At 51.5% G+C, this 19,018-nt stretch carries 18 protein-coding genes; 9 read left to right on the forward strand and 9 right to left on the reverse strand.

Annotation, left to right across the window (positions count from 1 at the left end):
• The first annotated feature begins 20 nt into the window (after nucleotides 1-20).
• The 3 genes from ACO0LI_RS13840 to ACO0LI_RS13850 all read left to right on the forward strand — a co-directional run bounded on the left by ACO0LI_RS13840 (nucleotide 21) and on the right by ACO0LI_RS13850 (nucleotide 3,077).
• Nucleotides 21-827 (forward strand): hypothetical protein, encoded by an 807-nt coding sequence (locus ACO0LI_RS13840; protein ID WP_423033032.1) that lies wholly within the window; start codon nucleotides 21-23, stop codon nucleotides 825-827.
• Between the two features lie 181 nt (nucleotides 828-1,008).
• On the forward strand, nucleotides 1,009-2,076 hold the full coding sequence (locus ACO0LI_RS13845; protein WP_423033033.1) for a hypothetical protein: 1,068 nt from the start codon (nucleotides 1,009-1,011) through the stop codon (nucleotides 2,074-2,076).
• A 155-nt stretch (nucleotides 2,077-2,231) separates the two neighbouring features.
• Nucleotides 2,232-3,077 carry a hypothetical protein gene (locus tag ACO0LI_RS13850; RefSeq protein ID WP_423033034.1) on the forward strand — a complete coding sequence of 282 codons (846 nt, stop codon included), beginning with the start codon at nucleotides 2,232-2,234 and terminating at the stop codon, nucleotides 3,075-3,077.
• Nucleotides 3,078-3,266: 189 nt separating this feature from the next.
• Here the strand turns inward: ACO0LI_RS13850 and gor are convergent, their stop codons facing one another.
• The 3 genes from gor to ACO0LI_RS13865 all read right to left on the reverse strand — a co-directional run bounded on the left by gor (nucleotide 3,267) and on the right by ACO0LI_RS13865 (nucleotide 6,110).
• On the reverse strand, nucleotides 3,267-4,619 hold the full coding sequence (gene gor / locus ACO0LI_RS13855; protein WP_423033035.1) for a glutathione-disulfide reductase: 1,353 nt from the start codon (nucleotides 4,617-4,619) through the stop codon (nucleotides 3,267-3,269).
• An 81-nt stretch (nucleotides 4,620-4,700) separates the two neighbouring features.
• On the reverse strand, nucleotides 4,701-5,582 hold the full coding sequence (locus ACO0LI_RS13860; RefSeq protein WP_423033036.1) for a dienelactone hydrolase family protein: 882 nt from the start codon (nucleotides 5,580-5,582) through the stop codon (nucleotides 4,701-4,703).
• Between the two features lie 120 nt (nucleotides 5,583-5,702).
• Nucleotides 5,703-6,110, reverse strand: a complete 408-nt coding sequence (locus ACO0LI_RS13865; RefSeq protein ID WP_423033037.1) for a lysozyme inhibitor LprI family protein — start codon at nucleotides 6,108-6,110, stop codon at nucleotides 5,703-5,705.
• A 350-nt stretch (nucleotides 6,111-6,460) separates the two neighbouring features.
• On the opposite strand from ACO0LI_RS13865, the gene ACO0LI_RS13870 reads away from it, so the two are divergent.
• A complete protein-coding gene (locus ACO0LI_RS13870; RefSeq protein WP_423033038.1) occupies nucleotides 6,461-7,726 on the forward strand; it encodes a M16 family metallopeptidase in 1,266 nt (421 codons plus the stop codon).
• Between the two features lie 39 nt (nucleotides 7,727-7,765).
• On the opposite strand, the gene ACO0LI_RS13875 is transcribed toward ACO0LI_RS13870, so the two are convergent.
• Both ACO0LI_RS13875 and metK read right to left on the reverse strand, forming a co-directional pair.
• Entirely contained in the window at nucleotides 7,766-8,764 is a 999-nt protein-coding gene (locus tag ACO0LI_RS13875; protein ID WP_422950738.1) for a M14 family zinc carboxypeptidase, read from the reverse strand.
• A 63-nt stretch (nucleotides 8,765-8,827) separates the two neighbouring features.
• Complete coding sequence (gene metK, locus ACO0LI_RS13880) at nucleotides 8,828-10,009, reverse strand: methionine adenosyltransferase (protein WP_422950739.1); 1,182 nt, start codon at nucleotides 10,007-10,009, stop codon at nucleotides 8,828-8,830.
• 238 nt (nucleotides 10,010-10,247) lie between these two features.
• Here metK and ACO0LI_RS13885 point away from each other — a divergent pair, with 238 nt between their 5' ends.
• Nucleotides 10,248-11,108, forward strand: a complete 861-nt coding sequence (locus ACO0LI_RS13885; RefSeq protein ID WP_423033039.1) for a lysophospholipid acyltransferase family protein — start codon at nucleotides 10,248-10,250, stop codon at nucleotides 11,106-11,108.
• Nucleotides 11,105-11,968: a lipid A biosynthesis acyltransferase gene (locus ACO0LI_RS13890; RefSeq protein ID WP_423033040.1), complete on the forward strand. Its 864-nt coding sequence runs from the start codon at nucleotides 11,105-11,107 to the stop codon at nucleotides 11,966-11,968. Before ACO0LI_RS13885 ends, ACO0LI_RS13890 begins: the two co-directional genes overlap by 4 nt.
• On the opposite strand, the gene ACO0LI_RS13895 is transcribed toward ACO0LI_RS13890, so the two are convergent.
• The gene (locus ACO0LI_RS13895) at nucleotides 11,962-12,846 is read right to left on the reverse strand and encodes a LysR substrate-binding domain-containing protein (RefSeq protein WP_423033041.1); all 885 of its coding nucleotides are present in this window, start codon (nucleotides 12,844-12,846) and stop codon (nucleotides 11,962-11,964) included. The genes ACO0LI_RS13890 and ACO0LI_RS13895 overlap by 7 nt on opposite strands.
• Before the next feature lie 124 nt (nucleotides 12,847-12,970).
• On the opposite strand from ACO0LI_RS13895, the gene ACO0LI_RS13900 reads away from it, so the two are divergent.
• Entirely contained in the window at nucleotides 12,971-13,588 is a 618-nt protein-coding gene (locus ACO0LI_RS13900) for a LysE family translocator (protein ID WP_423033042.1), read from the forward strand.
• Between the two features lie 236 nt (nucleotides 13,589-13,824).
• Nucleotides 13,825-14,643 (forward strand): DUF2087 domain-containing protein, encoded by an 819-nt coding sequence (locus tag ACO0LI_RS13905; RefSeq protein ID WP_423033043.1) that lies wholly within the window; start codon nucleotides 13,825-13,827, stop codon nucleotides 14,641-14,643.
• A 544-nt stretch (nucleotides 14,644-15,187) separates the two neighbouring features.
• Here ACO0LI_RS13905 and ACO0LI_RS13910 read toward each other — a convergent pair.
• A complete protein-coding gene (locus ACO0LI_RS13910) occupies nucleotides 15,188-16,528 on the reverse strand; it encodes a sensor histidine kinase (RefSeq protein ID WP_423033044.1) in 1,341 nt (446 codons plus the stop codon).
• Complete coding sequence (locus tag ACO0LI_RS13915; RefSeq protein ID WP_423033045.1) at nucleotides 16,528-17,274, reverse strand: response regulator; 747 nt, start codon at nucleotides 17,272-17,274, stop codon at nucleotides 16,528-16,530. Before ACO0LI_RS13915 ends, ACO0LI_RS13910 begins: the two co-directional genes overlap by 1 nt.
• 218 nt (nucleotides 17,275-17,492) lie before the next feature.
• Here ACO0LI_RS13915 and ACO0LI_RS13920 point away from each other — a divergent pair, with 218 nt between their 5' ends.
• Nucleotides 17,493-18,023 (forward strand): DUF2147 domain-containing protein, encoded by a 531-nt coding sequence (locus ACO0LI_RS13920; RefSeq protein ID WP_423033046.1) that lies wholly within the window; start codon nucleotides 17,493-17,495, stop codon nucleotides 18,021-18,023.
• A gap of 66 nt (nucleotides 18,024-18,089) precedes the next feature.
• Here ACO0LI_RS13920 and phhA read toward each other — a convergent pair whose 3' ends face one another.
• The gene (gene phhA / locus ACO0LI_RS13925; RefSeq protein WP_423033047.1) at nucleotides 18,090-18,995 is read right to left on the reverse strand and encodes a phenylalanine 4-monooxygenase; all 906 of its coding nucleotides are present in this window, start codon (nucleotides 18,993-18,995) and stop codon (nucleotides 18,090-18,092) included.
• Nucleotides 18,996-19,018: the final 23 nt, after the last annotated feature.

Consider the following 19,018-nt stretch of genomic DNA (forward strand, 5'->3'; position numbering starts at 1 on the left):
CACTACTACCAATCCCGAAGATGAAAACAATACAGAGTATTTTTTCCGCAGCCTTATTACTGATGTTATCTGCCTGCGCCCAGACCAGTGGTGTCGGGGCTTCTGGAAATGAGAGCTCTCCTGCACTGATGCCTTTTGATGACAAGCTTGAAGCTTTGACTCCTGCTTATACCGGGCAAGTATGTGGAGATATCGTCGCAGATGTCAAAAAACTCCGTTTGATCAAAGACGAATTTGAGTCAACTGCAGATTATCAGAGCAGGGTTGGGCAAATGGCAAACGCCGGTTTGCGTGGTCAATTGCGCTTGTCCGACACGCTGGCTTTTGTCGTACCAAGAAACGTGCTGGAATTCAATTATGATGCAGACAAAGCCCAGATGAGTGGTTCATTTGAGATTGGAGATTACAGTCAGTTGAGTAGCGCAAAAACTGAGATATTAAGTAGCAGGACGCTTAATCAAACGTACGAAGGTGCCAGCAAAGGTCGAACAAGAAGTGCCTCTGGTATTGAAGTTTATGTCGATCTTTTCCAGTACCGTGTTTGCGCTTTGAATATCGCCAATACCCGCGCTTGGCAACGAGTAAGGCCCGATTTCAACATAACGGCAGATGAGGCACGCCTCGCTAAAAGCAGATTAAGGATACTGTATGTTGGGCACCTGGTACCGCAATTCATACAGAGTTACCTGCATGTCCGAAGCCCTTCTGCTTCCCGGATGACAGAAGGAACTTATGCCGGTAATGCTCTGGTATTCCAGTTGGAGCAAATTTGGGTGTTTGATCAGGGCACTGGAAGGGTATATCAGAAAATCAAGCCATCGAATTGATGGCTACTTCCGGTAAAGGGCGCTAGCCTGCGCAACTGAAATGTACCGCATCGTCAGAAATGAAAATAAGTATTGCAGCCTTGCTGGTAATCGGTTCAAACAGGAATGCTGCGAAATGCCAGCGATATTTCTTTGAACTATATACTTTTGTCCTGCTATCGCCTTCACCAAAGACATATAAATGAAAAAATGGATAGTATATTCTCTGATGTTGTTATTCGCTTTTGACCTGGCTCAGGCGGCAGACAATACGAAGAATAATCAGGAAGCACAACTAGATAATTCACCAGTTTGTGAGCCAGTACCTGTATCCAAATGCTGGAAGCGCCTGGCCGACTATCTGCAAAAAGCAAAGCCACCCGCAAGTGAGCGAGAATTTGGTGACCAGCTAGTCGCTTATGTTATGTTAGCAAAACTGGCATATTGGGCGAGAGATTTTTCTGACGCGAAAAAATTTAACCTGCTTGCACTAAAATTTAGCAAACAAACTAAATTCGCAGTAAGAGATGCGGATATGAGCGCCAGTTTGTTTGGCGCCATGATTAATATCAATCTGGCGAATCTTGCCCTGAGCAAGCATGAGTATGCAGAGGCCTTGGGCTATCTGGACCAGTATTCCTTCATCTGGGAAAAATTGAGCAAACCTGATGGCGAGCCTGACGAGCTTGTACTGATGCGCTGCGCCGCCTTGATAGGCTTGCAGCGAGGTAGCGAAGCTGAAATCTTGCTTGAGCAATTGCTGAAGAAACTCAATTTTTCAGCGCAGGCTCCCTGGGAAGAGAGTCCACTGATGCTGGTGCTGGAGCCATTCAATCCCTATGAGGCAGGGCGCCGTATTGCAGCCCATTTCATGCGGGAAGGAAAATACGAAAAAGCGCTGGCCCTGCTGCAAACAATGGAACAGAGGCGCACTGAGACCATTGCACAAATGCCTGAAGACCCTATGCCGGGAGGATATTGGGCTACCCACGGTGAACCAACCGCCTTGCTGGATGATCAGGCAGTGATTTATCTGAAACTGGGGCGCGACACTGAAGCTGAACCGCTGTTGCGCGCATCTTTATTGGTGCAGGAAAAGAAAGCTGGCAAGCGATTGCCGCTGGTGCTGATCAGGCTGGCTGAACTGACCCGGCGCAAAGGCCAGATTGCCGAAGCCAATGCGCTGATTTTGCGGGCGAAAGCAATCCCCAGACAAGACCAATGGGAAAAGATAGATCCTTTGGCATCTACGTTGGGATACATTGATTGAACAAATCGGGAATGCTGTGAACACTATAAATGCGACAAACAAGCTGCCTGTAGGGGGCGTTTTAACGCACTGATTTTACATTGCCACTGTTCTCGATCTATCATCATGGCTATCACAGCTGGTGCATTGAAACGCACCTTACCTGGCTGTCATCCATGTGTCGCTTTGTCGTCGGGATCAGTGGAGTGGTGTTAATTAGCCTGACTATTTCTAAACTTGGTATTCAAAAAATGAAAAATAAAATATTTTCCCTCTTTTTTATTCTGAGCATGGTGCTTCCATTTGCCGTGAAGGCAGCAGACCAAAGCAGCCAAAATCCTGTCAACCAAGAAACCCTGACGGTTTGTTCTAACCTGGATATGTATGCAGATTTCGCAGTAGACGGACGTGATTCTGCAATGCCGGAGGCAACGGCATTTGAGATGGTCAAGGCATCGATGAATCGTCATCTTAAAATTCCGGCAAATTTGCTGTCTGAATACATCGCAGTTGTTGGCAAAATCTATGAGATTATTTATGCAGATCAGACCATCCAGCGTGGCGCGGCTCAAGCTGCAGTTGTTGATGCCTGTTCGCATTACAAAGGCCAAAATGCAGATAAACGCTATATTGCCAACTATCTCGAAAGAAACCCACGGTCTGCATGGAACCCGTTGGTGCGTGTGCCTCTGTGTGAAAATATCGGACAGTCTGCATCCAATGTCGCCGTTGCCAGAGACAAGGGAATGTCAAAAGAAAGTGTCAGCGCTCTCGTAAAAACTGGATTGCAGAATGACCAGCTTACTTTGCGGGTAATGCCAGCAATAATCAACGAGGTTTTTGAAAATCCTGATGTCGACACTACCTATATTTATGTGTACAACTTAAGGAAATGCGCGGCGATAGAGAGCAATCAAAAATATACCGAACTGACAGAATTAAAACCACGTATGCGCAACTGTGAAAAATTGGAAAAAGAGGACGACAGACTGCAGTGTGATCGAAAGATATTTGGTCTATAAGTCAGGCTGAAACAGCTTCATCTGGATCGAAGAGAACTGGAATTGGGGTAAGAGTGGATCACACGGTTCCCCCTTGACGCGCAAACGAATGGTTCGCGATGTTTAATTTGCGTGCGACTATGCTCTGTTAATCGCACGCTAGCTGAAATAATTTCAGCAATATTTCTTTAAACAGGCAGTCACATCAAACTAAACTACTGCCGTCCGCATCGTCACAAACTCTTCTGCAATAGTAGGGTGCACGCCTATGGTGGCGTCGACCTGTGCCTTGGTCACGCCGCATTGCATTGCCACTGCAAAGCCCTGAATGATTTCGCCAGCGTCCGGCCCTACCATGTGCATGCCTAGTACACGGTCGGTATCGGCATCGACGATCATTTTCATGAGGCAGCGTTCGCTGGAACCAGACAGCGTGTGTTTGAGTGCCTTGAATTCGCTTTTGAAGATTCTGACATGGGCATGTTTTTCACGTGCCTTGGCTTCAGTCATGCCCAGGGTGGCGACATTCGGGTGGCTGAACACGGCAGTGGGAATATTTTCATAGGACATCAGCTTGCGGCCATGCTGGAACAGGTTGGCTGCAACAACCATGCCCTCTGCCAGCGCTACCGGGGTCAGTGCTACGCGGTCGATGACATCGCCTATGGCATAGATATGCGGGATATTGGTGGCGAAGTGCTCATCCACGCTGATGGCGCCATTCTCGCGCACCAGCACGCCGGCGTTCTCCAGCCCCAGTCCTCTGACATTGGGTTTGCGGCCTGTAGCAAACAGGATGCAGTCACTATCCAGGGTGCGGCCATCACTCAGCACTACCTGTTTGCTGTCACCTTGTACAGTTATGGAAACAATGCTGGTATCAAGCACAATATCCACGCCTTTCTTGCGCATTTCAGCAATCAGGAAATGCCCCAGGTCAGCATCCATGCTGCGCAAGATTTGCATCCCGCGTTGCACCAGTGTGACCTTGCAACCCAGACCGTTGAGGATGGAGGCCAGCTCTACCGCAATATATCCACCACCTTGTACTAACGCATGGCGCGGCAGGGCAGGCAGGTGAAAGAATTCGTCCGACGTAATGCCCAGTTCACTGCCTGGTAATTCTGGTTTGATGGGGTGGCCGCCAGTAGCGATCAGGATATTATGTGCGCTATAGCTTTTACCGTTCACCACCACCGTGTGCGCATCCACTATCTGCGCATGGCCAGCGATGACATCCACATTGGCATTCGTCAATATCTGGCTGTAGATGCCATTGAGCCTGGCGATTTCCTTGTCCTTGTTGGCGATCAGGGTAGCCCAGTCAAAGCGTTGCTCACCTACGCTCCAGCCAAAGCCGGCAGCCTCTTCAAAGTCATTATGGTAGTGCGCGGCATACGACATCAGTTTTTTAGGGATGCAACCTGCGTTCACGCATGTGCCGCCCAGTGGGCCGGATTCAGCCAATGCAACACGGGCACCATACTGTGCCGCAAAGCGGCTGGCCCGCACACCACCAGAACCGCCGCCTATCGTGAATAAGTCATAGTCGTAAGTGTGCATGCTGTAGTCCTGGGATAAGATGAAAGAGGCAGATCTGGCAGGTAGCTTGCACCAGATCCGCTTGTGACAGAGGGATATTGATTACACTACGCCATTGGCTTTGAACCAGGCCAGCGCACGGCCCCAGCCATCCTTGGCATCGGCTTCGTTATAGCTGGGGCGATAGTCAGCATTGAAGGCATGGCCAGAATTTTCATAAACCTTGAATTCTGATTTGCTATTGCCCTTTTTGAGTTCCATTTCCATCTTGAAGACAGACTCTACCGGAATGCCCTGATCCTTGGCACCATACAGGCCCAGCACAGGTGTTTTCAGGTTGGCGGCGATATCGATAGGGTGCTTGGGCGTCAGTGACGTGGCATCGCCGACCAGCTTGCCATACCAGGCCACCCCGGCTTTGACGTTCGGGTTGTAGGCAGAATACATCCAGGTAATCCGGCCGCCCCAGCAAAAGCCAGTGATACCCAGGCGCTTGGTGTCACCACCATTATTGGCTGCCCATGCAACTGAAGCATCGAGATCACCCATGACTTGCGCATCAGGCACTTTGGAAATAATTTCCTTGATTAGTTCGGCCACGCTGGCAGCATTTTTTGCATCGCCTTGGCGCACAAACAATTCAGGCGCAATCGCCAGATAACCCTGTTTGGCAAAGCGGCGGGCGACATCGGCAATATGTTCATGCACACCAAAAATTTCGGAAATCACCAGTATCACTGGCAAATTGCTCTTGCCCTCGGGTTTGGCAAAGTACAAAGGTACTTCTGCACCGGCGACAGTCAGTTTTGCCACGCCATCTGTCAGACCGGCGCGGTCAGTCTTGATCATGGTTTGCGCGCTCACTGGTGCAACTGCTGCGGCAAAGCCGACACCAACTGCGGTTTGCATGAAACTGCGGCGGTTGACTGCCGTACTATCTTCAGTGCTACCAACCAGGCTATTAAAGTCTTCGCGAAGCTGCATGGTGTTCTCCTGTAAGGTTTCTTCGTGGGGTATGTATGAAACGCCGGATAAAACAGCATTGCATTGTACAACCGATTATCAAAACCTACCTGTCCGCCACGCTGGCTTAAGGTTTAGGCTTCAGGGACGGGGCAGTACAGGTGGCGTGCTGTCTGCATAGGTCAGGTAGGCTTGCCACACATCATGGGTACGGTTTTGTGTCAGGTCAAGCTGGCACTGGGCAGACTGGCGATAGCGCACGCTGCCTTGTGCCCAATAAGTATAGACATCACTACAATGGGCGGAGCGATATTGTTCCCAGGATTTTTGCGCGTTATCGAGGTTGAGCTTGACGTCCGGAGTTCTGTCAATGCGGCTTTTGGCAGCTTGCAGGTAGGTCTGCAGCTTCTTGTCTGCCTTGCTCACTTCGGCAGTCATGCACTGGGCTTCTTCCTGCGTATTTTTTGCTGTTGCACACAATATTCCAGCGTGGCTGACGGTTGCTGTGGCGCAGAGCAGGCATGCCAATATCGATTGAATGGATTTCATAAGTTCCTTCAGGTCCTTGAGTTCATCACAACACGTCAACACCGGATTGATGTTGAATAAATAGTAACACAAGGATATTATTAGAGTTTGCTTAAAGTCAATTCATTCTTGACGGCACTTCTTAAGCAAAAGCAGTTGATGAGAATTTCCCGATATTTTTTCAGGTAACTGACAAGGGAAACCTTAAGTAAAATTTTTTAAATCATACTAATTTTTAAAGTGCCTTCATATCTATGACTCCTCGTATTTTTTCAAGAATATTGTTACTCAGCCTTTTTTGGCAAGTGCAGGCAGGCAGCTTTGCCGCGGATTCGGAAAAAGTAGGAACAACAGTAAGTAATGACACGCAAGTGCGCTTTGTCCGCAGTATTGAGGGCGTACATGAGTATCAGTTGAAGAATGGTTTGCAGATACTGCTTATGCCTGATGCCAAATCCAGCCTTTATGTCGTGAATCTGGTGTACCGCACAGGCAGTGCAGGTGAGCTGGAAGGGCAATCGGGACTGGCGCATATGTTTGAGCATTTTGTCGCGCAGCGCAGTTCTTTGCTCTATCCGAGACTGGAAGATGATTTAAAAGAAAAACATATCAGTCGCTTGGGTATTACTAGCAGCGACTATACGTACTACAGAACAAAAAACATCAGCAGCCGCAAAGAGCTGGAATGGATACTCGCGCTGGATGCCGAGCGCATGAGCCAGTTCAATTATAGTGAAGCCAGTTTGAAGACCGCATTGCAGGAAGTCTATGAAGAGATAGGCAACACGAGCAGCAAACATGATGCAAGTTTATTGCGAAAAACTGTGATTGCCATGCGGCCAGGCCAGGCAAGCGGGCGCAATACTCTGGGTGATAAAAGTGATCTGGCGAATGCCAACCTGAATAAACTTAAAATATTCTGGCAAAGCTATTACCGGCCCGATAATGCCAGCCTGATTGTCGCCGGCAATTTTGACAATACAGAAATGCTGGAGCTAATTCAAGCCCGCTTTGCCAGCATACCCAAACCTGAATCTGTTCTTCAGCACAGGCGATTTGAAAAGATTACCCAGCTTGCCGCGCAAGAAATCAGCCTGAGCTATAGGCGCACTGCGCCGGGCATGATCAGTGCCTATCGTGTTGTGCCTGTTGGTGATCCAGATTTTGTTGCGGTTCATTTGATTGCCAGCATACTCAAAGACCGGTGTCAGGAGAAAAAATCTGCAGATGCCACGATGACAGAAAAAATCGGCGTTTATGTGACGCCTTATCTGGATGACAGTATCCTGTTTGTCAGGTCCCTATTGCCATATGGATCGGGTAACTTGCTGCCCGATGCCAAAGCCAGACTCCTGAGTCTGGAAAAAGACATTCTGGAACATCCTTTTACTCAGGCTGAACTGGATCGTGCCAAGCCAGAGTGGCTCAAGGGTTTTCAGTCCCGCAAGAATGACGCAGAGCGTTATGCCGTAGCATTGCCGCTTTACCTGGTTGCCAATGACTGGAGCTGGTATTTCACAGTCAGGGATAGTGCAGAGAAGATATCCCTGAGCAAAGTGCAAAGTCTGGCGCAGCAATGGATGCTGGACAAAAACCGGACCATGGCTTTCTTAATCGAAGATGAGACTGCACAGTAAGTCCACAGGATAAACGATGTAGTTAATGCAGATGCAAATTCAAGGATTACGTGCCGTCTTCAACGGTGTCGCCACGTTCTGCCGTATCCACGTCTGCATGTCTTGCCAGATGCGCTGTACTTCTGCGTCTGGCGGCATTTGCGTGGCGTTTGGCAGTTCTATGGTGACCACCGGGATGTCTTTGTGCAGGCCGCTGTAATTGCCGAGTGAGCCGGGATAGACACCGACGCGATTATAGATCAGGCGGCCAAAGCGGTTCGGTGGAGTGGTTGGGCCGTCAAAGTCGAGTACGCCAAAAGGGGCGTGGACAGAGATGATGACGTCGGGCTTGTACTTTTCTATGGTTTCATACACCCAGCGGCTTTCCGGTTCAGAGATCGGTGCCTTGCCTGGATAGCGACGCGGGTCGCTGCGTGTCACGCGGGCCCAGTAGCTTGGCGCTTCTTTTTGCCAGTTGGGCGTGGGGAAGTTGCGGTTCAGGTCTATGCCACGGGCATTGACGCGGCGTGGCTTGGGGGCCAGCAGGCCATCAGGGTTGACCACAGGTGCCACGCGCCAGTTGAATTCCAACGGGCTTTTTTGCATGGCTTCCATCCATTTGAACACAACGGAAGACGCCGTCTGTTCATCGCCATGTATGCCACCCAGCAGCAGTACCCGTATCGCTTGCGGGTGTTTGGCATCTGCCTTGATATCGCGGAATAGTACCGGGAAACCATTGAGAGAATTGGCACCAGTAGGACTCAGTTTGCTGTTCTTGCAGTCAGTCAGGCTGACCTTGGGCAAGCGTGCTACCAGTGGCGTACACCAGTCGCTGATGATTTTTGGTTTGACAGGTGGCTTGATTGGTGTTGATGGTGCTGACGCCGCTGAAGGCGTAGATGCTGCTGGTGGAACTGATGCAGCAGGCGAAGCAGGCGTGGTAGGGATAGCAGGGGTAGCAGACAGACTGTTTGCAGATTGCATGGCCAGCAGGCCAGCCACCGCAAACAAAGCACTGAGGTTTTTGCAGCGAGATGCGCAGAACTTACTTCTCATAAAACTGACCGGCATTCTCGCTTCTACTCCCAGTGCTACCTATTACTTAAAACAATGAAGATACTACAGTCCGGCAGCAGCGCGCAGAATTGCTGCCTTGTCGGTACGTTCCCAGGTGAATTCCGGCTCTTCACGACCAAAGTGGCCGTAAGCGGCTGTCTTGGAATAGATAGGGCGCAGCAAGTCCAGCATCTGGATAATGCCTTTTGGACGCAGGTCAAAATGCTCATTCACCAGTGCGGCGATCTGGTCATCAGGGATGACGCCTGTGCCTTCAGTGTAAACAGTCACGTTCATTGGGCGTGCTACACCAATCGCATAAGCTACCTGGATCTGGCATTGACGCGCGATACCCGCAGCGACGATATTCTTGGCGACATAACGTGCCGCATAGGCAGCAGAACGATCTACCTTGGTAGGGTCTTTACCGGAGAAAGCGCCGCCGCCATGAGGGCAGGCACCGCCGTAGGTATCAACGATGATCTTGCGGCCAGTCAGGCCACAATCACCTTGCGGGCCGCCGATAACGAAACGGCCAGTCGGGTTGATCAGGAATTTAGTGTCCAGCAACCATTCTTTAGGCAAGACTGGTTTGATGATTTCTTCAATGACTGCGTCAATGAAAGACTGCTTCATCTTGGTGGAGGTTTCGCTTTGGTCAGGGTGATGCTGGGTGGACAGCACGACAGTGTCGATACTGTGCGGTTTGCCATCGACATAACGCATGGTGACCTGGCTCTTGGCATCCGGGCGCAGGAAAGGCAAACGGCCATCCTTGCGCAATTGTGCCTGGCGTTCTACCAGACGGTGCGCATAGTAAATTGGCGCAGGCATCAGTTCTGGTGTTTCATCGCAGGCATAACCAAACATCAGACCCTGGTCACCGGCACCGGTGTTAAGGTGATCGTCAGAAGCCTGATCAACACCCTGGGCGATATCATTGGATTGCTTGTCGTAAGCAACCAATACCGCGCAACCCTTGTAATCGATACCATAATCGGTATTGTCGTAGCCTATGCGCTTGATGGTGTCGCGTGCGACCTGTATGTAATCAACGTGGGCATTCGTGGTGATTTCACCAGCCAGAACGACCAGACCAGTATTGGTCAGAGTTTCGGCAGCAACGCGGGAACGGGGATCCTGTTCAAAGATCGCATCCAGAATCGCGTCGGAAATCTGATCGGCGACTTTGTCCGGATGTCCCTCGGATACTGATTCAGAGGTGAAAAGAAAATCATTAGCCATCGCAGGCTCCTATAAAAAATTGACCGTAAAAATTATGCCGCAGTCGGAAGAGTCCTGCGACGCTTTAGCGAATTTTATTAACCGCCTCGCAAGTTGTCATTAACTCGGCGGTGGCTTGCCTTCTGTGTTTATCCTGCCCTAAAGCAGGTCAGAGCTAGCCAATATGTGATATTTTACGCTCGTTCTGCATAGTCTGTCGAATATACCCTTATTATTATACTGATAATTGAGCAGCATCATGCTTGTCACTTTGTTTCGTTTCCTTTCCATTTTTCCATTGTCGGTCTTGCATTTTTCCGGAGCCGCGCTGGGTTGGTTCGTCTATTTGCTGTCGGGATCGTATCGCCGCCGCCTGAAACAAAATATCACGCGTGCCGGTTTTCCTGAGCATTTGCATGTTGCCGTGCGTGAGGCAGGCAAGAATATCCTGGAGCTGCCCTTTATCTGGTGCGCCAAGCCTGACAGGGTATTAAAAACGGCGACGATAGAGAACTGGGAGCTGGTGCAGGCCGCGCTGGATGCCAGGAAGGGCGTGATATTTTTGACACCACATCTGGGCTGTTTTGAAATCGTCGCCCAAAGCATCGCCGTACGTACCCGCCTGACTGTCTTATACCGACCACCACGCAAAGCTGCCCTCAAACCGTTGATAGAAGGCGCACGCGCCCGTGACAATCTTTTGCTGGCACCTGCAAATTTCTCTGGTGTCAGGATCATGGCCAAGGCACTTAAAAAAGGCGAGGCGATAGGCCTGCTGCCTGACCAGGTGCCGCAAGAAGGCGAGGGTGTCTGGGCCAAATTCTTTGGCAAACGCGCCTATACCATGACCCTGTCTGCCAAATTGCATGGCATGACAGACGCGCCGATTATCCTGACTTTTGCAGAGCGCCTGCCCGGCGGGCGCGGCTATGTGGTCCGCTTCGTGCCTTTTGAAGAAGAGCTGGGTACAGATCCGGTGGCACAGGCTACAGCCATCAATCGCGGCATGGAAAAACTGATTGCGCTATCCCCTGCGCAGTACTTCTGGAGTTATAACCGCTACAAGAAACCGGATGGCGTTGATGGGCCGGAAAGCGGCACGGACAGGGAGCCAGCATGAGGGCAGTGCTGGTCCTGATGTGGATATTGCACTGGTTGCCGTTGCCGCTGCTTGGCCGCCTGGGTGAAGGTGTGGGCAGCATATTATTTATGCTGATACGCAAGCGCAGGCATATCACGCTGACGAATCTGGCGCTTTGCCTGCCGCATTTGAGCCAAGCTGAAAGGCAGGCTATCGCCAAACGTCATTTCCAGGTCTATGCCCGCAGCGTACTGGAACGCGGCATACTCTGGTGGGCATCAGAAGCGCGTTTGAAGCGGCTCATACAGATACACCCTGCCGTACCCATGGCGGCAATGGCCGAGAGCCCTACCATATTGATGTGCCCGCATTTTGTGAGTCTCGATGTGGCTGGCGTGGCGGTGATGCTGGAGTCATCGCTGTGTTCCATTTACACCCGGCAGCGCAGCAAGGTATTTGATGCAGCGCTGCGCAAAGGGCGCTCGCGCTTTCGACCTGTAAAACTGTTTTCACGGGCGGAAGGCGTCAAGCCCATTATCCGCGCCATGCGTGAAAACCTGCCTTTCTTTATGTTGCCGGATATGGATTTTGGTGCCAAGGATGCCGAGTTCGTCCCTTTCTTTGGCGTGCCCGCAGCGACATTGACTGCAGTGCCGAGAATTGCCGCAACTACGGGTGCGAAAGTCATCCCCGTCATCGCCACTATTTTGCCTGACTACAAGGGTTGGAAAGTAACTTTCCATGAGCCCTGGCAAAACTATCCAGGTGAAGATATCGTCGCGGCCACGCGTTATATGAATGCCTTCATTGAGCAGGAAATTTTGAAAGCGCCAGCCGAATACTTCTGGGCGCACAAGCGTTTCAAAACACGTCCTCCGGGTGAACCCAGCGTTTATTGAACGGCCTGTGCCGTCACTTCCAGTTCTTGCTGCAACCATTCCAGAAACGCCAGACGGCGCTGGTCTTCATCGAAGGGCAGGGCTGACAGCAAGACATAGTCTGTGCCGTCTTCCATGAAAGCATGAGGCGCAATGAGTTGCCCGCTGCGGATTTCATCTTCCACCATATAGGCTGATGCCATCGCCACACCCAGGCCAGCGCAAGCTGCCTGCAGGCTCAGGTAAAAATGTTCGTAGGTCGCCCGGCTTTTACCGCGTGCGGTTTGCCTGCTGAGTTTTTGCCATTGCGGCCAGGCATCTGGGCGGGTTGCCGTGTGCAGCAGGCATTGCTGGTTCAGTGGCAGTTTGCCTTGTTTCAGCAGGCCTGGTGTGCAAACCGGAGCGATCAGTTCACGGGCGACTTTGGCTACATGGTAGTTTGCATCCCAGACAAAATCATTGCGTCGCAAAGCCAGGTCTATATGTCCATGGCGCAAATCGACAGGCCCGCCAGCGGCAAATAAATGAATCTCCAGTTCAGGGTGTAGTTGTCTGAATTTACCCAGGCGCGGTATCAGCCAGCGCATGGCTATCGTCGGTTCGCAGGACACTACCAACGGTTGATCATCTGCCTGCCTGAGCTGGCGCAAACCTGCTTCCAGTTGCCGCATGATGTCAGTGCAAGTGCCTTGCAGACTCAAGCCGGCGCGTGTCAAAAAAATGGCGCGGTTGCGGCGTTCGAACAATTCCACGCCCAGGTTTTCTTCCAGTTGCTTGATCTGGCGGCTGACAGCGCCGTGGGTCACATGCAGTTCTTCTGCTGCCCTGACCAGGCTTAAATGGCGTGCGGCGACTTCAAAAACGCGTATCGCATTCAGGGATGGCAGGTGCCTGGACATATGTGAGATTTTCTCAATGATATGGCTGAGTATATATCGATTTTTATAATTAATGCTGTGCTTCAGAATACAAGCATGTGTGATCTTTCATCACAAGTAAATATTTCTTATCCTGAGGAAGAAAATGACAGAACTCATTGCCGTCGCCATCATCACCATCCTGGCCGTCATCAGCCCCGGAGCTGACTTTGCCATGGTCACCAGGAACAGTTATCTGTATGGCCGTCGTGCGGGTCTGCTGGCTGCCAGTGGCATTGCGCTGGGCGTGCAAGTGCACGTCATGTACACCATGCTGGGTGTGGGCCTGTTGATTGCCAAATCACCCAGCCTGTATTTCGCCATTAAGATCATCGGTGCGATTTATTTGATTTATATCGGTTACCAGACTTTTTATGCCCGCGCTGTCATCAGTGCAGAAGCAGGAAACGGACAGTCATTAAATAATCTGGCGGCCTTGCGTGCAGGATTCATGACCAATGCCTTTAATCCCAAAACCACTTTATTTGTCCTGAGCACTTATACCCAGGTGGTGCAGGTTGATACCAGCCTGCTAGCACAATTTGGCTATGGCTTGTTCATGTCTGCCGCGCACTGGATATGGTTCAGTCTGGTTGCCCTGTTCTTTTCAGATCAGCGCCTGCGTGCTGGCATGCTCAGGCAGCAGGTGATATTGAATCGTTTCATCGGTGCTGTCCTGATTGTGCTGGGTGTGTCCCTCGCCAGTTTGCCAGCCTTGCATTAGTTGCATGGTTGACGAAATCCGGAGGCGAGCCTACAATTGCGGCACAGGTGCTAAGGGGCGCCTACCCGCAAAAGAGGCTCTCACCCTGCAAATGCACATCCAAATTAATGTGATAATTGCCATGTTTCGTTTGACGTCAGCGGGTCGTCGATAAGCGAACTGGAGTTCATCATGTTATCGTCGTATTACCCTTCATTGTTCATCACACAACAGCCCACATTGACTGGAGCTGCAGCATGAACGCATTGACTACAGAAATTAAAACCCGTGCCCGTTTATTGCAAAAGCTGCTGGAGACGCGCAATACCGCAGCCAGCAAACGCGCCCTGATCTTAAGCCGCCAGCGCCAGTGGGAAATCCCTGAGAGCTGGCAACTCAAGCACTGCATGAACCTGGCTGCAGCCGATGCCGGTTTCCAGAACTGGGAACATGCCCGCATCGTCCTCGGTGGCGAAGCCAAACCTGGTGAAGACATGGGTGACTTCTGGCATGGTCCCGAGGTGTCGGTCTTCATCAATCACTGGTATGCCAGCTATGCCGAAGCGCAGGAGCAATTGCGAGCTAACGAAGCTGGTTATTTGCTGCCTTACCGTAAGCAATACCTCGTCGTCACCAGTGATTATTTGCAGGCATTGGGTGTCAGTGCTGCTGAATATTGGGACACTATCGGGCGTGATCTGGTGCAGGGCTATGGCAGTGCAAGCTGGCTGAACCTGGCGCAGCAACGTCTGCAAGCCAGCCGCACCGAGCGTTTCAAGGCGAACTGGGATGCCTCCCAGATCATGCTGGATTTGCAGTCCACCGAAGTTGAGGCTGAGCGGGTGATGAAGTCTTTCGTCAAGGATGGGCGGCTGGTGAGTATTCCTGAACAGCGTAAAAAGCGGCTGGTGATCTTGCGCTGGCTGGTGGAGCAATTACAGTTTGAGCGGCGGTATGTGGAGGCTGATATCAATAGCTTCTTGTTGCAGTTTCATTCTGATTTTGCGACCCTACGGCGGGAGTTTATTATGAATGGCTTGATGGAGAGGGCGGAGGGGGAGTATTGGAGGGTGTGATTGGCATCTTGGTATTTTGATGCAGATGAAATTCACGGTCTTGATATACATACCGGGCTGAAATATCCAAACTAACGGCAATAAAGTTACCGTCATTCCACCGGGCTGGCGCTCCAGCGTGCTTTTGGCTGGAATCCAGTGGCGTTCGTTGCATACTGTTAGGTATATTAATTCAGATTCTTAGTGTTTCGCATATCTGTTTTTGAAATACTTTTACACGTCATTTGAGATTGCCGGTCGGGGGTAGCCCGACAGCTACATACCTTTCTTGCGTCGCCAAGAAAGGTATGCCAAAGAAGACGACCCAGGCATAGCCGCCCCTTCGGGGTTCCCATTTTTGCAGTACAAAAAATGGGAAGATCCGAAACTCGCTACGCTCAGACAGCGGCTCTTCTTAATCCATTTTCTGTACCGCATAATCGGCGTCTACACATGGGAACTACAAAAGTCAACAGCAACCCCAACGTCAAAAGCAACGTCAAATTCAACAGCAACGTCATCACGACCGCAGCTTATATTCTTCATACTCAATCGTTCAACCGATTTACTCCACTCCAACCTGCAAAGGCAACCTGACACTCACTGCGAGGCCTCCCCCTTCACGATTGGCAAACCGTATCTCTGCATGCAATTGCAACGCCAGTTGCGCCACGATCGCCAGGCCCAGGCCAGCACCGCCAGTATCACGGTTGCGGGATGATTCAAGTCGCACGAAGGGTTGCATGACGGCGTCCCACTGGTCTTCCGGGATACCTGGGCCTCTGTCCTGTACCATGATGACTGCATGTTGCTGGTCGCAGCCCAGGATGACTTCTACTTCACTGCCAAACTTCAAGGCATTGTCGATAAGGTTGCCGAGCAAACGGGACAGGGCCAGAGGGCGGGTTTGTATGATCTGGTTGCTATTGCCATTTGGGCTGACCTGCTGGCCGGTGTCGCAATAGTCCTGTACCAGGCTGCCTGCGAGGGCATCGAGATTGATTTTGCTGCTGGCTTCCTGGTCGGCTTGCAGCTGGTTTTGCACCTTGGCATAGGCCAGGCCCTGTTCCACCAGTTTTTGCATGGCGTGCAGGTCGGCCTGCATTTTGTCTCTATGGGTATCGTCGTCCATGAGTTCGGTGCGCAGGCGCAGGCGGGTGATAGGGGTTTGCAGGTCGTGGGTGATGGAAGCCAGGATTTGCATGCGCTCTGCGAGGTAAGTATCTATGCGTTCCTGCATGTTCTGGAAGGCGGTAGCGGCACGAAATACTTCCCGTGGTGCACGGGCAGGGAACTGTGGTCGGGCACCGGGCTTGACCATCGCATCGGCAGCGTCGGCCAGCATCGCCAGCGGGCGCGTCGCTGTCCTGACTGCCAGCCAGGCTGCTACCATCAGAATGGCAAGCTGTACGCAGAGCAGCGAGAACATGCTCCATTGTATGGTGTAAGGCGACGCAGTCAGGCGTACGGTGAGCGGCGCGCCATCACTCAGGGCCAGATGCAATTGCAGGATTTTTTTATCAGCTTCCATACTGATGCTGATTTTGATCTTTGCCGGATGTTCAAGATTATTCTTGATGGCCTCTATCGCCTCGTTGGCAATGTCGAGGTCTATGCTGTCCTTGGCATCAGCAGGGGCGGCCTGCAAAGTATATTCATAGTTGTTGCGGGCAAGTTTGCCCAGCCAGGCCTGGCGTTCACTGACTGGCAGCCGGTCAAGAAATGAAATCGCATTGGCGACATCCTTGCCTACCGAATAAACCATATGATTTTTCCTGACCTGCATCTTGTCCCATTGTGACGAGGCAAACGACAGTGCGTAAGCCATCAGCAGGGCACTGAGCAAAATCAGGCAGAGGCGGCCAAACAGGGTGTGCGGCCAGTGCGGGCTTTCTATGATGTGCATCAGGCCTCCTCAGGCGCTGTGACCTGTGCACAAAATACATAACCTTCACTGCGCACGGTTTTGATATAACGCGGCTCGCGCGCATCATCGCGTAAATGCTGGCGCAGACGGCTGACCAGCAAATCGATGGAGCGCTCGAACAGGTCCGCATCGCGCCCCTGCGTCAGGTTCAGCAACTGGTCACGGTTGAGTACCCGTTGTGGATGTTCAACAAAGACTTGCAGCAGGCGGTATTCCGCCCCGCTGAGTGTGACCATGACACCGTCTTTATCGAGCAGATGGCGTGCCAGGGTATCGAGTTGCCAGTCACCAAATTGCAACATGGCCGGTGGCTTTTGTTCGCGCAGTTTGGGCGGCAGCATGCGTGTACGACGCAACACCGCCTTGATGCGTGCCAGCAATTCCCGTGCGGCGAAAGGCTTGGTCAGGTAATCATCGGCACCCATCTCCAGGCCGACGATGCGGTCAGTCTCTTCAGCGCGTGCCGTCAGAAAAAATATTGGGATGACTTTATGCGGGCCAGAGCGCAATTCACGGCACAGGCTCAAGCCATCCTCGCCCGGCATCATGATATCAAGCACGATGAGGTCGATGGCACTGCCTTCGAGCAAGGCGCGCATTTGCTTGCCACCCGCAGCCGTGCTGACCTTGTTGCCATTCTTGCGCAGGTACAGGGCAGTCAGTTCGCGTATTTCTGCATCATCATCAACGATGAGGATGTGATCCGGGGATTCTGTGTTTTCCATGTGTCGGGCTTTGTGCTCATCTATTCGCTACGCTCATAGGGCTTTATAGCTTAAATCGCGGCAGAGGCAAAATCTTTTGTATCCCAGTGTATCTGGGTGCTGTTGACACATATGTAGATGCAAATATGGCATTTCCTGACATGTGCCAGATACCTTGTGCCTGTCTAATGAGTTTGCCGTGATGAATTAATCACCTCGACAACTCAAGGAGAACTGACATGAAAAAGCAAATGATCGTTATCACCACTTTCGCCACTGTATTGATGAGTGCCTGGTCTGCCCAGGCGCAGCAGGCTGGTTTGTCTGATTATTACCTGGCACCTGTGGAAGCTCAAATCCAGGCGAACAATCTTGCCAGTAGCAAGGCTAGCGCAGTTGCCGGTACCTGGCTCACGCAAAGTGGCAGCCTGGAAGTGCAGATCAGCAATTGTGGCGAAGCCTTGTGCGGCAAAGTCAGCAAGGTCAATGATGCGGGCAATGTCAGCAACATGGCTGCCATGGGCGCTGCCCCAACATCCATGCCCGCCACGCCTGTGCTGGGCAAGACCATCATGGAAGGTTTTACGCCAGGCAAGGCCGACACCTGGTCAGGCAAGATTTTTAACCGTGCCGATGGTCAGACCTATGCCTGCCAGATGCGCATGCTGAGCCAGACTGAGCTGGAAGTCACAGCCTACAAGGACAAGCCAGAAAATGGCCGTACCCAGGTGTGGACGCGCGTGTCCAACATCATCACGGCGCAAAAATAAAAATGGGAGCATCGCCTGATGCTCCCATTTCATTTTTCAATATCAATCTTCAATAGCAATCCAGGCTTACGGCAGCAATTCAACTTCACCCGGCAATAAAGTATTGGCTGGCAAGGCATCGAGTTGTTTCAGGCGCTCATAATAAGGCGTGAAATCCGGTGCCGTGCCATCAAACAATTGCTGGAAATCGTCGATGAAAAAATAGGTTTCCTGATAGCTGTCTATCTTGTACAGGGTTTGCAGGCAGCGTTCTATGTCGAGATGGATATGGCGTGAAGTCGTTCCCGGCTTCAGGCAATATTCCACTTCGCCACCCGACGACAGAATGCCCGCGCCATAGATGCGCAAACCCTTGTCGGTATTGATCAGGCCAAACTCTACTGTGTACCAGTACAAGCGCGCCAGAAAATCCAGGCCACCGAGTTTCATCGCCTTCAAACCGCCTTTGCCATACAGCTGCATGTAATCGGCAAAAATCGGATTGAATAGCATGGGCACGTGACCAAAATAATCGTGGAAGACATCGGGTTCGACGATGTAATTGAATTCTTCCGGCGTGCGCAACCAGACCGTGATCGGGAAGCGGCGGTTGGCCAGGTGTTCGAAGAAAGTCAGTTCCGGGATCAGGCCAGGCACAGCCACGATGCGCCAGCCCGTTGCGGCAAATAATTCTTCTGAAGTACGCTCAAACTTCGGGATGCCAGCCGAGGCATCCATCTTGTGGAGTGCTTCTATGAACTCGTCGCAGGCACGGCCAGGCAAGAGTTCCATCTGGCGCTGATACAGCTTGCGCCACAGTTCATGCTCTGCTTCGGTATAGGCATCCCAGTCTTGCTCGACAACATATTGTGCATCGGCTTTTTCATAATTGCCACGCAGGGCTGCACCATTGGATTTTTCGGCAACGGTGGCCAGAAAATCGTCGTTGCTGACAGTCGTGTCAGCAGTAGCGGAAGTAGCGATAGTATCCATATTTTTCAGTGAAAAAGGCCGGC

This window comes from Undibacterium sp. Tian12W, assembly GCF_049339405.1.
Taxonomy (GTDB): Bacteria; Pseudomonadota; Gammaproteobacteria; order Burkholderiales; family Burkholderiaceae_D; genus Undibacterium.